The 12,638-nt window shown below is 35.1% G+C and carries 16 protein-coding genes; 13 read left to right on the top strand and 3 right to left on the bottom strand.

Annotated elements, in window-relative coordinates:
* Nucleotides 1-27 precede the first annotated feature (27 nt).
* Both GS03_RS05335 and GS03_RS05330 read right to left on the bottom strand, forming a co-directional pair.
* A complete protein-coding gene (locus GS03_RS05335; RefSeq protein ID WP_136151533.1) occupies nucleotides 28-1,368 on the bottom strand; it encodes an FAD-dependent oxidoreductase in 1,341 nt (446 codons plus the stop codon).
* Between the two features lie 60 nt (nucleotides 1,369-1,428).
* Nucleotides 1,429-3,819 (bottom strand): penicillin acylase family protein, encoded by a 2,391-nt coding sequence (locus GS03_RS05330; protein WP_136151532.1) that lies wholly within the window; start codon nucleotides 3,817-3,819, stop codon nucleotides 1,429-1,431.
* Between the two features lie 106 nt (nucleotides 3,820-3,925).
* Between GS03_RS05330 and GS03_RS05325 the strand changes: the two genes are divergently transcribed.
* On the top strand, nucleotides 3,926-4,402 hold the full coding sequence (locus GS03_RS05325; protein WP_136151531.1) for a DinB family protein: 477 nt from the start codon (nucleotides 3,926-3,928) through the stop codon (nucleotides 4,400-4,402).
* Nucleotides 4,389-4,808 (top strand): DUF1801 domain-containing protein, encoded by a 420-nt coding sequence (locus tag GS03_RS05320; protein WP_136151530.1) that lies wholly within the window; start codon nucleotides 4,389-4,391, stop codon nucleotides 4,806-4,808. Before GS03_RS05325 ends, GS03_RS05320 begins: the two co-directional genes overlap by 14 nt.
* A gap of 47 nt (nucleotides 4,809-4,855) precedes the next feature.
* Here GS03_RS05320 and GS03_RS05315 read toward each other — a convergent pair whose 3' ends face one another.
* Nucleotides 4,856-5,266 (bottom strand): YMGG-like glycine zipper-containing protein, encoded by a 411-nt coding sequence (locus GS03_RS05315; RefSeq protein ID WP_136151529.1) that lies wholly within the window; start codon nucleotides 5,264-5,266, stop codon nucleotides 4,856-4,858.
* 130 nt (nucleotides 5,267-5,396) lie between these two features.
* On the opposite strand from GS03_RS05315, the gene GS03_RS05310 reads away from it, so the two are divergent.
* From GS03_RS05310 to GS03_RS05260, 11 genes are all read left to right on the top strand, one after another.
* Nucleotides 5,397-6,440, top strand: a complete 1,044-nt coding sequence (locus GS03_RS05310) for a tyrosine-type recombinase/integrase (RefSeq protein WP_136151528.1) — start codon at nucleotides 5,397-5,399, stop codon at nucleotides 6,438-6,440.
* 115 nt (nucleotides 6,441-6,555) lie between these two features.
* Nucleotides 6,556-7,248, top strand: a complete 693-nt coding sequence (locus GS03_RS05305) for a hypothetical protein (protein ID WP_136151527.1) — start codon at nucleotides 6,556-6,558, stop codon at nucleotides 7,246-7,248.
* Between the two features lie 219 nt (nucleotides 7,249-7,467).
* The gene (locus GS03_RS05300) at nucleotides 7,468-7,710 is read left to right on the top strand and encodes a type II toxin-antitoxin system ParD family antitoxin (protein WP_136151526.1); all 243 of its coding nucleotides are present in this window, start codon (nucleotides 7,468-7,470) and stop codon (nucleotides 7,708-7,710) included.
* Nucleotides 7,710-8,003, top strand: coding sequence for a type II toxin-antitoxin system RelE/ParE family toxin (locus GS03_RS05295; protein ID WP_136151525.1), 294 nt, complete (start codon nucleotides 7,710-7,712; stop codon nucleotides 8,001-8,003). The genes GS03_RS05300 and GS03_RS05295 overlap by 1 nt, the downstream gene beginning before the upstream one ends.
* A gap of 34 nt (nucleotides 8,004-8,037) precedes the next feature.
* Nucleotides 8,038-8,742 carry a hypothetical protein gene (locus GS03_RS05290; protein ID WP_136151524.1) on the top strand — a complete coding sequence of 235 codons (705 nt, stop codon included), beginning with the start codon at nucleotides 8,038-8,040 and terminating at the stop codon, nucleotides 8,740-8,742.
* A gap of 164 nt (nucleotides 8,743-8,906) precedes the next feature.
* A complete protein-coding gene (locus GS03_RS05285; RefSeq protein ID WP_136151523.1) occupies nucleotides 8,907-9,368 on the top strand; it encodes a hypothetical protein in 462 nt (153 codons plus the stop codon).
* A gap of 166 nt (nucleotides 9,369-9,534) precedes the next feature.
* Nucleotides 9,535-9,978 carry a hypothetical protein gene (locus tag GS03_RS05280; protein WP_136151522.1) on the top strand — a complete coding sequence of 148 codons (444 nt, stop codon included), beginning with the start codon at nucleotides 9,535-9,537 and terminating at the stop codon, nucleotides 9,976-9,978.
* 166 nt (nucleotides 9,979-10,144) lie between these two features.
* Nucleotides 10,145-10,795, top strand: coding sequence for a hypothetical protein (locus GS03_RS05275; RefSeq protein ID WP_136151521.1), 651 nt, complete (start codon nucleotides 10,145-10,147; stop codon nucleotides 10,793-10,795).
* Nucleotides 10,796-10,948: 153 nt separating this feature from the next.
* On the top strand, nucleotides 10,949-11,395 hold the full coding sequence (locus tag GS03_RS05270) for a hypothetical protein (protein WP_136151520.1): 447 nt from the start codon (nucleotides 10,949-10,951) through the stop codon (nucleotides 11,393-11,395).
* Between the two features lie 25 nt (nucleotides 11,396-11,420).
* Nucleotides 11,421-11,642 carry a hypothetical protein gene (locus GS03_RS05265; RefSeq protein ID WP_136151519.1) on the top strand — a complete coding sequence of 74 codons (222 nt, stop codon included), beginning with the start codon at nucleotides 11,421-11,423 and terminating at the stop codon, nucleotides 11,640-11,642.
* A gap of 168 nt (nucleotides 11,643-11,810) precedes the next feature.
* Nucleotides 11,811-12,434, top strand: coding sequence for a DUF2306 domain-containing protein (locus GS03_RS05260; RefSeq protein ID WP_136151518.1), 624 nt, complete (start codon nucleotides 11,811-11,813; stop codon nucleotides 12,432-12,434).
* Nucleotides 12,435-12,638 lie beyond the last annotated feature (204 nt).

Raw genomic sequence — 12,638 nt, 5'->3', positions numbered from 1 at the left:
CAAAAAGTCCCGATTCCTCGGGACTTTTTATTTCAATAATGCTATGATTTTGTTTTCGACTTCTTCACTATTCCATTTTTCTTCAATGTTGGGCAGTTGCATCACTTCTTCCATGATTTTATTTTGCAAATCGCCAATCGCCAAGGCTTCGGAATAAGGTTGCAAACTAAAGGTTACTCTGCTGTATAACGGCATCCATTTATCGGGATGTTTGTCAGAGAACCATTTTTCTATTTTCTTTTGGAGTAAGAATTTCTCATCGGCTGTTTTGGAACTCATTTCCATAAAATTTCGAAATGATAATTCCGCAATCGCATCCGCATTGGGTTTTCTTGAAGTTTCGTATTCCTTAAAAATGGTTTCCCAGTCATCGCCATATTTTGAAATCATTTCACTCAAAACAGTAATATCTTCAAAACCCGCATTCATTCCGTGTCCGTAGAACGGAACAATCGCATGCGCCGAATCGCCAATCAAGGCAACTTTATCCGTGTGTGTCCACGGAAAACATTTCATCATCACCAAATAACTGGTTGGATTTTTGAAAAAATCTTCCACTAAATCGGGAATTACTTCCTTGGTATCGGGAAAATAATTCGCGAAGAAATCTACCAGAATTGCTTCGTCTTTTAAAAGCTCAAACGAATTCTCACCTTCGAAAGGCATAAACAAAGTGCAGGTAAAAGTTCCGTCCAAATTGGGCAAAGCCATCAACATGAAATTCCCTCTTGGCCAAATGTGGAGTGAGTTTTTATCAATCTTATGCGTTCCGTCAACATTGGCAGGAATATGCAATTCTTTGTAGCCCATTTTCATGAACTCCTGTGAATAATCGAACATACTCTGACGCTGCATTCTGTGGCGGATTCTGGAGAAAGCGCCATCGGCACCAAAACATTTGTCGTATTTCAGTTCGGTCCACTCGCCTCTTTCACTATCGCCAATATGCAAAGTAGCATCGGATAAAGTGACATCCCAAATTTTGTGGTTAAAGAAGAATTCAACGCCTTCGGCTTCTGCCAAATCAATCATTCTTCGGTTTAAAACGCCACGTGACAATGAGAAAATTGCTTCGCCATCTTTGCCATAATATTGATAATTGAGTTTTCCGTCTTTCAAATGAATGGCGCGTTTGTCAACCGGAATTCCGATTTTTCGGATTTCATCATCCAAACCAACATCTTCCATGGCTTTCCAGCCGCGGGTAGACATTACTAAATTGATAGAACGACCAGAGAATTCAACAGTTCGAATATCCGGACTTCTGTCATAAACATGAACCGTGTGACCTTGTTTCTTGAGGTAGATTGCCAATAAAGTTCCGACTAAGCCCGAACCAACAACAGCAATTTTTTGAGGAGTTTGCATTTATTTTTACTAAACGGTTTTTATTCCATACAGTTCGGCCTTGCGGCCTCGAGTGCAAATTTAATTCTTTTTGGGTTTGAAAATGAGTTTTGTTGATGTTGCCTCAATTTCTTTTTCATTCAGTTTCATTTTTCTGAATTTCCCATTCACGAATAAATCCGTTTGATCGCTGTAATGCTTGCTCATCGGATTGCCTGATTGTCCTGTTGGCAATACACTCCAGCTGTTTTCAATATCAGAAAAATCAATGATTCGTCTGGTTGATGGTCCACCTTTTACCGGAATTTGAGCGTCATCGGTATAGATGAATAATTGGTTATTGATTACTTCATTGCTTCCGGCTATGCCAAAAGTTCCCACGTTGAAAAACTTGCTGAACAATTTCACTTTCCCAATTGGATGCTGGAATTCGACTTTGTGCACTTTCTCCCATTGCCACTGATTGACATCTGAACCCAATTGATTTTCTAATGAAGCGATTGCTTCTTTGAACGATTGTGTCAGGATTTCGGATTGGTTTTCCTTTTTGTTTTTTGTATTGCTATTGTCCCACCAAACCGAAGCCACGTTTTTAGTTTGATTTTCGATAACTTGTTTGATGATGTGCGTGCTTAGTAGCAATTTGAAATTATCTGCTCCAAATTCGTCTTCAAAAGTAGCTTTCAGATAAAAATAAAGCCATTTGTTGTAGATGCTTGGCGCGATGTCTTCCAGATTGTGCGTTGCTTTCCATTCTTTTAAAACTGACAATGCTTTCTTTTCATTTTCAGAAAATTGAGAAACGTTCAATGGTTTTATCATATTCAACACAATGGTTTCGGCTGTTGCCGATGTATTATCGGTAATCATTTTACTCACATCTTCTTTTGTCCAATTATTTTTTGGCGCCAATAATCCGTCGATTCGCATCGCTCTGTCTTTTGGAAGATAATAGCCCGGGTACAAATAACCGTCAATTGGCTCTGGTTGATTGTTTGCGGAATAAACATAATTCCATGACGGATTTATAGCTGCCGGATTTTTGGCAAAAGGAAGGAATTCTTTTTTGTCATCAATACCGTTCGCACCGTTTAGAATTAAATTAGTGTTCACCGATTTATCAACTTTGTACAATTTCCCCGAAGTTATCCAGGCAATGTTTCCTCTGTAATCACCATACATGATGTTTAATCCCGGCGCTTTGATAAGTTCAATGTTTTTATGGAAACTTTCTAAATTTATTGCATGAGATAATTGATAAACCGCATCGAGTATTTGATTTTTTTGCTGCGTGTATATCCATGACATGGCTACTGATTTTTCCGATTTCAATCCGTCTAATAAACCGTTTACAACTGGTCCGTGTTGGGAAGTTTTTACGTTTACCTTTACGTCAACACTATCTTTTACTTTGATAATTTTTTGTTGATACGTGTAATTCTTGTAACCATCAACCGTTTTGTATTGCTTGTCATTGTTAGGGTTATCTTCTTCCTGAAAGAAATCGACATCATCGTTTTCAAACATGGTTAAACCGTAAGCGTAATTATGATTATGACCCAAAAGCGGAAACGGCGTTCCTGCAATATAGTAACCATAAATTTCATAATCCGGACAGACAATATGCGCTTCATACCAAGTTCCGGGTTGCGAATGCATGATATGTGGATCGTTTGCCAAAATTACTTTTCCGTTTTTGGTTTTCGCTCCGCCAATTACCCAACTGTTACTACCGATAAAAGCCGGAACCGGTGATGTTTCCAATAAATCGGCAACCGATTTTGATATTTCAGCATATTCTTTATAATCGCCTTTATAGGATTTAAGTTGCTTGGTTCCGAATTCGCCTTGAATGCCAAAATCCTTTAAATAATCCATTCCGAAACGGTCACGAATATCAGTTAATAAAGGATCCGTCTTTTGAGCCATCGCAAAACTAAAAGACATAAAACCGAAGATGTTATAGACATCTTTCAACGTAAACTTTTCCTGTTTTATTCCGAGTAATCGAATTTCAACCGGAGTTTTCCCCTGTTCGATATATTGGTTAATTCCGTCGAGATAAGCGTTTGCCAAAATATAGGTTTGGGAATTCTTATCAAGATTTGCAACCGCTTGTTTTGAGTTTTCATCGATACCAATTCCAGCAAAGAATTTATCCGTTTTTAAAACCGGTGTTCCAAAGATTTCCGAAAGTCTGCCCGGAGCAATTCGGCGCATCAGTTCCATTTGCCATAATCGGTCTTGCGCATGCACATAACCCAAGGTTGTCATGGCATCTTTTTGTGTTTCGGCATAAATATGCGGAACACCATATTCGTCAAAGTAAACGGTTGTTGGTTTGGATATATTCGCCAGGTTTTCTTCGCCTTCGTATTTAGGTTTTGTGGTTTGGAGATAGATAAATAAGGCAAGAGCAATAAGGATAATTAGGCTTACAAGAACTAGAACTATTTTCTTTAGTAATTTCATGGCGGGAATTTTTGGTAAACAAATATAATGATTTGGTTATTCGTTATTTGATATAATTCCCAAACAATAGAAATTTGTATTTTAGCTAAAACAATTTTAATACTAAATGAAAAGCACAGAAGAAATCTCAAGTCGGTTCAGGGAAATTATATTTAACGGAACCTGGGTTGCCAACACCAATTACAAACATCAGTTAGCGGATTTGGATTGGGAAACTGCCACAAAGCAAGTCGGTTCTTTAAATACGATTGCTGTGTTAGCGCAGCATATTCATTATTACATCAATGGTATAAATAATGTTTTTAAAGGTGGAAGTTTGGATATCCGCGATAAGTACAGTTTTGATTTTCCCGCCATTCAGTCTCAAAAGGATTGGGAAGCTTTTTTGTCCAGATTTTGGAATGACTCTGAAGAATTTGCTTCTTTGATTGAGCAGCTGCCGGACGAAAAACTAGATGCTGTATTTGTTGATGCGAAATACGGAACCTATCGCCGGAATATTGATGCGATGATTGAACACAGCTATTACCACTTAGGGCAGATTGTACTACTAAAAAAATTAAACTGCAATGGCAAAAATTAAAACTACAGTAACCGAAGTAAATGTTACCGAATTTATCCAAAAAGTGGCTAATGAAGTAAAGCGAAAAGATAGTTTTCAATTGGTCGAAATATTTAAAGCCATTACCGGTTGTGACCCAAAAATGTGGGGACCAACAATTATTGGTTTTGGTAACTATCATTACAAATACGAAAGCGGACACGAAGGCGATATGCCTGTAGCAGCATTTTCTCCCCGAAAAGAGGCTATCGTATTGTATTTTGCAGAATTCGAAAACAGAGCGCAACTATTAGAAAAACTAGGCAGAAACAAATCGGGGAAAGCCTGTGTTTATGTAAAGAAACTTGAAGACATCAATCTGTCTGTTTTGGAAGAGTTGACTAGAGCTTCCATAAATTATACTAGGTTGAAATATCCTGATAAATAAAAAGTCCGGTTAAAACCGGACTTTCCTAAACATATATTTGGTGCAAATTATTTTTTCTTATCGTCTATAACGGCACCAGTTCCTGCTCCAACTGCAGCTCCGGCCAAACCACCGATTATGGCACCTTCCGCTTTTTTCTTGCTGACAACTGCTCCTGTTACCGCTCCAACTCCGGCTCCGATTACGGCTCCTTTAGCTGCGCCACTCCATTTTTTTCTTTGCGGAGTTGCTGCTGCCGGCGCCTGATCGTGAACAACCACTACTTCTTTCTCTTTTTGAGCATTTGCATTTACCATTTGCATCGAATCGATGATACGTTGTTTTTCGGCGACTTGTTTCATTGAATCGATAGTTGCTTGTTTCGCATCGTCAACAATTACTCCTTGCTTGTCTGTGTTTTTGCAAGAGCTTAAACTTAAAACTCCTACGGTTGCTAAAATCATTACTATATTTTTCATAATATAAAAATTTAAGGTTATGCTACAAAGTAATAACTAAAGGTAATTAAACTAATTATAAGATTTAAATTAAAGTTTATAGAATTTTAATTTTTTATTTTTGTAGATTTATCCTTATAAATTTCGTCCCATGAATTGGAGTGCCAAACTTATTAAACATAATGGAGAAGACAGAATAGCGGTTTCTTTTGAGAAAGATGCGGCGTTGATTGCCCGAATAAAAAAACTGGATGGTTCAAAATGGAGTCAACAATTGCGGGTCTGGCATTTGCCGGATACTGAAGTTTACAGAAAACAATTTGGGTTGGCGTTGCGTGAGGAAAGTATGCCATCGACTGAAGGTGCTGAAGGCATTCTAAAATTTAAAAGGTATTTACAATCTAAACGATATAGTGAAAGTACAATCAAGACTTATAGTGAGGCATTAAAATCTTTTTTAGTTTTCTACAGGTTAAAAGATTTAAGTGAAATTGACAATGATGATGTTATTCGTTACAACAATGATTATATACTAAAGAACCGATTATCATCGTCGTACCAGAATCAGATAGTTAACGCGATTAAGTTATTTTTTAAAATTACACAAAACCGGCTTATTGATATTGAAAAAATTCATCGTCCGAAGCGTGCAAAGGTATTGCCAAATGTATTGAGTAAAGAGGAAGTGAAGAAAATACTGGAGGCTCACAGTAATTTGAAACATAAAACGATGTTGAGCCTGATTTATAGTTGTGGATTACGGTGTGGTGAATTGTTGGCTTTGCAGCCTGTCCATATTGATTCGAAACGAAACATCGTTTTGTTAAAAAATTCGAAAGGAAAGAAAGACAGAATTGCTCCATTAAGTCCAAAAATATTGAATATGCTTAGGGAATATTTTATTGCTTACAAGCCAAAGGTTTATTTATTTGAAGGGCAAGTTGAAGGAAAACCATATGATTCCCGAAGTTTACAAATGGTTTTAAAGCAAGCTTTAGTAAAAGCACAAATCGGTAAACCTGTAACTTTACATTGGTTACGTCATAGTTATGCTACCCATTTATTAGAAAGCGGAACTGATTTAAGATATATACAGGAATTATTGGGTCATAACAGCAGTAAGACTACTGAAATTTATACTCATGTTAGTACTAAAAGTATCCAACAAATAAAAAGCCCATTCGATGATTTGTAGGAATTAATTCTTATATTTGAGAAAGAAAAAGCGAAACAAACCTTCGTATATACAGCCGTTTTTGGTTGGCTTAACGAATGTTTGTTTCGGATATATACAAGTTAGCAACCATATTATGAAACTGCTTAAATTGACATTACTCATTATCCTTTTTGCAAGTTGCGAAAGGAAGATTAGTGATTTAGAGTTTGAGAAGAATGTTATGACAGAGATTTTGCCAAGTTTGATAGATTCAACCTGTATTGATAGAAGAATAATGCTAAACTTCCCTCCAAAATATGGAGAATCTATTTACGACAAAGAAGGTCATTATATTGGCGTTGATTCAACAAAAGCAACACAAGAAGAGAAAGAAAATTTGCTAAAATGGGAAAAGAAAAATTTAGAAATCGAAAAAGATACTTCAAAAATTATTGTTGCTTTTAAATCAAAAATAGAGTTCGAAAAAGAAGATGTCGAAAGTTATTTCGAAAGTCATTTCAAAGGTGCTAAAATTTACAAAACTAAACCCGAAGAGAATCCAGAATATATTTTAGATTTTCAAAAAATAAAACTTGAAAGCAAGTTTAAATTGAAAGACATTTCAGAATTCCCCAAAACAGACAAAATTTGGGATACCAAATATAATTTCAATTTTTCAGGAGTTGTATATTTTTCAAAAATACAGTTTGACAAGGATAAAAAATTCGGAATTCTAAATGGAGGTTTTTGGTGTGGAAATAAATGTGGGCAAGGTTTTAGGATTTACATTAGAAAAGACAAAAACAAATGGCAAATAGACAAAGTTGAAGGAACTTGGATTTCTTAATAATACGGTTGCTAACAGCGGTTTGTCACAATTGCTTCAATCCTGCGGATTGGACGCAATTGTTTTCTATCTTCGTTTTTCCTTAGCGGAAAAACTGGCTTTCCATCAGTCGCAACTGACGACAAGCCGCGGAACGTTATAGGTGATTTTTCCAAAATTTCTAAGAAAGTATTTGTTTGGTTACCAAAATTTGGTAACTTTACCTAAAATAAAGAAATCATGGGAAGAAACACATCAATATCATTGGGTAATCATTTCGAGAGTTTTATAGAATCAACTGTTTCGAAAGGACGTTTCAGCAACGCAAGTGAAGTGATACGTGCTGGGCTTAGACTTTTGGAAGAAGAAGAAAGTCGGATAATTGTTTTACGAAATGCAATTCGTGAAGGAATTGAAAGTGGTCGAGCTGTTGACTTTGATCCCAAAAAGCATTTGGAAACTCTTAAGTCTAGAAAAAAATAATGGCAAAGTTTTATTTAAACAACAAAGCCGTTGATGACTTAAATGACATTTGGGATTATACAGTAAAGACTTGGTCTGAAAATCAAGCAGAGATTTATTACTTGTTACTTATGGATTCGTGTCAGGAATTGGCAAATAAACCAAATCAAGGTAAATCTTATGATGTTGTCGAAAAAAATGTGTTAGGCTTTAAAACAGGCGAACATATTATTTTCTACCAAATAGTTTCTCTAGAAGAAATTGAAGTTGTTAGAATTTTGCATGGAATGATGGATATGAAAAACCACCTATAACAGCGGTTTGTCACAATTGCTTCAATCCTGCGGATTGGACGCAATTGTTTTCTATCTTCGTTTTTCCTTAGCGGAAAAACTGGCTTTCCATCAGTCGCAACTGATGACAAGCCGCAAAACGTTAGCAGCCATAATCACTCACCTTATGAATAGACGCAAATATTTTATAATAACAATCCTAATAACGCTATTGCCATTAATAGCCTATGTTTATAAATTTAGATTAAATGACTTTTCAAAAAATCCTGAAGATTGGAGTCACTTTTCAACGTTTTGTAATATATCATTGAGTTTAGGAAATCTATTTGTCTTCATTTGGCTGACTACAGAAATTCATAAATATAATAAACAGAAAGACCAAGAAAGCGTAAAACCAATTATTAGTTTTTTCAAGCGAGCAAACAGTAAATTCTATACACTTGAAAATATTGGTTTGCGTGCTGCAATCGACTTAAAGATTAGAAAAAATATTAAAGATAATAAGTGGCAGCACGAAAAACAATATTATACTTTACCACCTGGAGAAAAAATTGAACTTGAATGGACGACAGAAAGTCAACAATTGGGCGCAACTTATAAAGATATTAATGATAAAAAACATTACTCATACATGGAAGGAAATGTTCTCAGGTATTTTGATGATAATTTTGGAAAAGAAAAGTACAGTGAAGAGTACAAGAAGATAAACTATCCAATGCTATCGAGATTTACAATCGATGAAGGAGGAGAAGAATTTTAAATTACGGCTGCTAACAGCAGTTTGTAGCAACTGCTTGGTTTGGGCTTTCTTGGAAAATCCTGCGGATTTTCAAAAGGAGTTTTGTACTTGGAATAATTAGTGCTAAATTTATCGCAGCTGCTACAAGCTGCGGCACGTTAGCTGCAATACCTAAAGAACACCTAATGAATAAAGACGAAATAATAAATTTGAAGGAATACTTTCATATTTGGGGAAATCAAGATTTTAGCAAACTCAACCTGGATTTGCTTACCCAATTATTTACAAAGTCAGATTTTGTAGAAACTAAACCATACCTTTATCGAAGGAAACTGATTCCAAATGATAGTCGGTTTAAGCAAATCGAATTGGTATACGATGAGGACCAAAAAGTAAAAGCAATTGTTTGGGATTTAAATATTACATATAAAGATTTGAAAGATTACTTTGGAGAACCAATAATCCATTATGAGTATTATAGTGAAACAACAGCTTTTGCATTTAGAAGTAAAAATCAAGATATTGAAATAATCAGTACTCGAACTTCCGGAAAGTTAAATCAACTCGGTGAAAGTTTTTTTGAAAATGAAAGTGAAACCAAAATTGAAAATCCAGAATTTACCTTTATTCAATTTTCACTAAAATAGATAACGGTACTGCAGCTAACAGCCGTTTGTCGCAATGGCTGGTACCGATTTTCCGTAAACGGAAAATCGAGCGCCGGAAATTTACTTATCTTTACACTCAACCGTTAAGCTTGTCGCCACTGACGACAAGCTGCGGCACGTTATACACAAGCAATAGAAAACTCTCATGAAAATACAACTTTTATTTTCTACAATTATTTTAATATTTATTGGTTGTGGAAAAACTAAACCGAAAAATGAAATCGAAATTCATAGAAAATCCGCAAAAGAATATTCTCCAGTAAGCTTTATCCGAGAACTGAAAAAGAAAAATGAACTTAATGTTTCTACAATAGAAAGCAATTTCTCGAAAAACTGGGTTAAAAGTAAAGACTTAAATTCTCTTATTTCTTTGGTTGATTCTAAAGAAAAATGCAATTGTTATTTAAATCCTTTATCATCATACATTCCAAAAGATAGTGCAGAAGTTGGCGGTTTTGCTATTGAATTTCTAAAAGCATTTAAAGAAAATAGAAAACTAGATTTGGGATTGTACTATTGTCCGAAAGTCAACGAAAAAGAAGCTGAAGAATTAAAAAGTTGGTGGAAAGAATATAATAAACATAAATAATTGCCTGTGTATAACAGCGGTTTGTCACAATTGCTCCAATCCTGCGGATTGGACGCAATTATTTCCTATCTTAGTTTTTCCTTAGCGGAAAAACTGGCTTTCGTCAGTCGCAACTGACGACAAGCCGCAAAACGTTACCTGCAAGTTATTAACACGATTCTGCTTTATGACTGAACCAAAAACCACGGAATTAGAGACAATTAAAATCAACACAAAAGAAGGAAAACTCTTGAGTGATTTGGTTTCATTAGAAAGTGACTTAGAATTTACTAAAGCGACTTTAAAATTATTAAGTCAACGTCCTGCGGAAACAAAAAGTGACAATGAAATTAATACTGTAAACATTGAACTTTCAGAAAACGTAGTTATAAATCGTGCGTTATACACATCTGCATTAATAAGCTATACAAGGTGTTTTAACAAAGGTGCTCGACTTGGTTTAACTTCTGAGATTTTCAATTATTTTAAAGACAGTGAAGGTGCAAAAAAAGCCCACAAACATTTTACTGATTTAAGAAGTAAACACTTTGCTCATTCCATAAATCCTTTTGAACAGCATCAAACTATTGGATTATTAAAAGAAAATCATGTTGTCTCTGTAGCTAATATTAATATATTTTTACTCAATCATACAAACCAAGAAACATTTCTGAATCTTGTTGAAGCGTCGTTACTGTATGTTAAACGTGAAATTGAGCTAAAGACAAAATTAGTATTGGAAGAGGCGCAGAAAATGAGCATGGAAGAAATAGAAAAAGCAAAAAAAACGTCAATGAAAATAGCTGGATTGGAACAAGTTAACGAGTTTAGAAAATAACCTGCAGGTAACAGCGGTTTAGCGCAACGGCTGGTACAGTTTTACTTAGCCGGAATTTACGAAGTTCAAAATTTGATTATATTTACAACTATAAATTAAAAAACTCGCCGCTGTGCTAAGCCGCGGAACGTTAGCACCAATTATTCAGAACTTATGCGAAAAAAACTTCTTATTGGAATTCTATTAATAGCTATCAGTTATATTGGCTATCGAATATTTTTTAGTGCGACAGTTGAAAACACTTTTCCTTTTTCCAAAGCAGACAATGTAGAGCTAGTTTTTTATAAAGAAGTACAAGAAGAAGGCGCAAATTTGAAAAAATTTAGCCAAGTTCCAATCAAGAAGAAAGTCAAACTGAATGATGCCGAAAAACAAGAGCTTTTTGAAATTTTATATAAAGAAGAATGTTCATTCAATTCAGCCGCAGCCTGTTATTTACCCCGTCATGCATTAGTTTTTACAAAGCAAAATGATACGATTGGAATAATTGAAGTTTGTTTGGAATGTTTAACAATGAAAGTAACTGAAGGAATTGAATGGAAAGAAATGTGTGATGAAAAGGTTGCCAAGCTTGATAAACTTTTTAAATCAAAACAATAACTGGTGCTAACAGCCGTTTGTCGCAATGGCTGGTATCGATTCTGACGAAATGCTAGAAAATAACGAGACTGGAAATATCTTCATCGCTGACTATAATCATGGTGAAGCCAAAATGAAGGATGGAATGGTTTATGTAAATCCACGATGGTTAAATAATGAAACCTTAATAATTGATTACGACAAAAATGCCAGAACGTTTAAAAAAGAAGATTCTGAAAACGGAATAAAGATTATTTACAAGGAATAAGACTACTGCCAACAGCGGTTTTGCGCTATAGCTGGTTTTATCTTTCTTGGAGAATACGCTGAACATCAAAATTTCTTATTACATTTATTCTTAACTTGCCGCTACTGACGACAAGCTGCGAAACGTTAGCAGTCATTTTAGAAATCTAGACCAGTCAATATATAAACAATGACAAACAAAATTACATTTATCATTTTCTGGACATTATTTATTGGATCATTCCTTGTGTTTTTCTTTCCTACACTTAGTTATATTTCTAATGGATTTCCTGAATTTATGTCTTTAAATACGACTGTTAAAAAAGCATTCTTTATCACTCATATTCTTAGCGGTATAATTGTATACATCACAGCATTTTTTCAGTTTGCACCATTTATCCGTAACAAAAACATTAGACTACATAGAAAGTTGGGTAAAATACACATAACGGTTGCTTTAATTTGTATTATATCCCTCTACTATATAATTTATCTTGGAAAAAATGTAGGATTACCTTTTTGGCCGTCACAATATGCAGCAACAACACTTTGGCTTATATTCATTTTACTTGGTGTATATTTTGCACGTCAAAAAAGGATAGTTTGGCATCGTAGATTTATGATAAGCGGATTTATATGTGCTGCTTATTTTGTAACGGTGAGGATAATTGACCGATTTTTTATGGGAATATTTAAATCTATCTTTAAGGATGAAGTCACTTCACTACTTATTTCCGATGTGTTTGTGTGGGCATTCCCATTAATTATTTGTTGGTGTTACTGGTTGTTGTTACTTCAACGTAACCCGCGATAAATTCGTATCCGACATAATTGAAATGGCACATAAAAAAGGCTGCTAACAGCAGTTTCCTTTTGCAGTCGCTTTGCTCGTGTGTCACAATTGCTTCAATCCTGCAGATTGGAAGCAATTTCTTTCTATCTTAGTTTTTCCTTAGCGGAAAAACTGGCTTTCCATCAGTCGCAACTGATGACAAGCAGCAAAACGTTTGCAACAAGC

It is taken from the genome of Flavobacterium sangjuense, assembly GCF_004797125.1.
Taxonomy (GTDB): domain Bacteria; phylum Bacteroidota; class Bacteroidia; order Flavobacteriales; family Flavobacteriaceae; genus Flavobacterium; species Flavobacterium sangjuense.
Note: the sequence above shows the minus strand (reverse complement) of the source record. Positions and strands in the feature narration are given on the sequence as shown.

Excerpts from the sequence above, each read along its gene's own strand:
- GS03_RS05335 (WP_136151533.1), bottom strand. The coding sequence starts at position 1,368 with ATGCAAACTCCTCAAAAAATTGCTGTTGTTGGTTCGGGCTTAGTCGGA.
- GS03_RS05330 (WP_136151532.1), bottom strand. The coding sequence starts at position 3,819 with ATGAAATTACTAAAGAAAATAGTTCTAGTTCTTGTAAGCCTAATTATC.
- GS03_RS05325 (WP_136151531.1), top strand. The coding sequence starts at position 3,926 with ATGAAAAGCACAGAAGAAATCTCAAGTCGGTTCAGGGAAATTATATTT.
- GS03_RS05320 (WP_136151530.1), top strand. The coding sequence starts at position 4,389 with ATGGCAAAAATTAAAACTACAGTAACCGAAGTAAATGTTACCGAATTT.
- GS03_RS05315 (WP_136151529.1), bottom strand. The coding sequence starts at position 5,266 with ATGAAAAATATAGTAATGATTTTAGCAACCGTAGGAGTTTTAAGTTTA.
- GS03_RS05310 (WP_136151528.1), top strand. The coding sequence starts at position 5,397 with ATGAATTGGAGTGCCAAACTTATTAAACATAATGGAGAAGACAGAATA.
- GS03_RS05305 (WP_136151527.1), top strand. The coding sequence starts at position 6,556 with ATGAAACTGCTTAAATTGACATTACTCATTATCCTTTTTGCAAGTTGC.
- GS03_RS05300 (WP_136151526.1), top strand. The coding sequence starts at position 7,468 with ATGGGAAGAAACACATCAATATCATTGGGTAATCATTTCGAGAGTTTT.
- GS03_RS05295 (WP_136151525.1), top strand. The coding sequence starts at position 7,710 with ATGGCAAAGTTTTATTTAAACAACAAAGCCGTTGATGACTTAAATGAC.
- GS03_RS05285 (WP_136151523.1), top strand. The coding sequence starts at position 8,907 with ATGAATAAAGACGAAATAATAAATTTGAAGGAATACTTTCATATTTGG.
- GS03_RS05280 (WP_136151522.1), top strand. The coding sequence starts at position 9,535 with ATGAAAATACAACTTTTATTTTCTACAATTATTTTAATATTTATTGGT.
- GS03_RS05275 (WP_136151521.1), top strand. The coding sequence starts at position 10,145 with ATGACTGAACCAAAAACCACGGAATTAGAGACAATTAAAATCAACACA.
- GS03_RS05270 (WP_136151520.1), top strand. The coding sequence starts at position 10,949 with ATGCGAAAAAAACTTCTTATTGGAATTCTATTAATAGCTATCAGTTAT.
- GS03_RS05265 (WP_136151519.1), top strand. The coding sequence starts at position 11,421 with ATGGCTGGTATCGATTCTGACGAAATGCTAGAAAATAACGAGACTGGA.
- GS03_RS05260 (WP_136151518.1), top strand. The coding sequence starts at position 11,811 with ATGACAAACAAAATTACATTTATCATTTTCTGGACATTATTTATTGGA.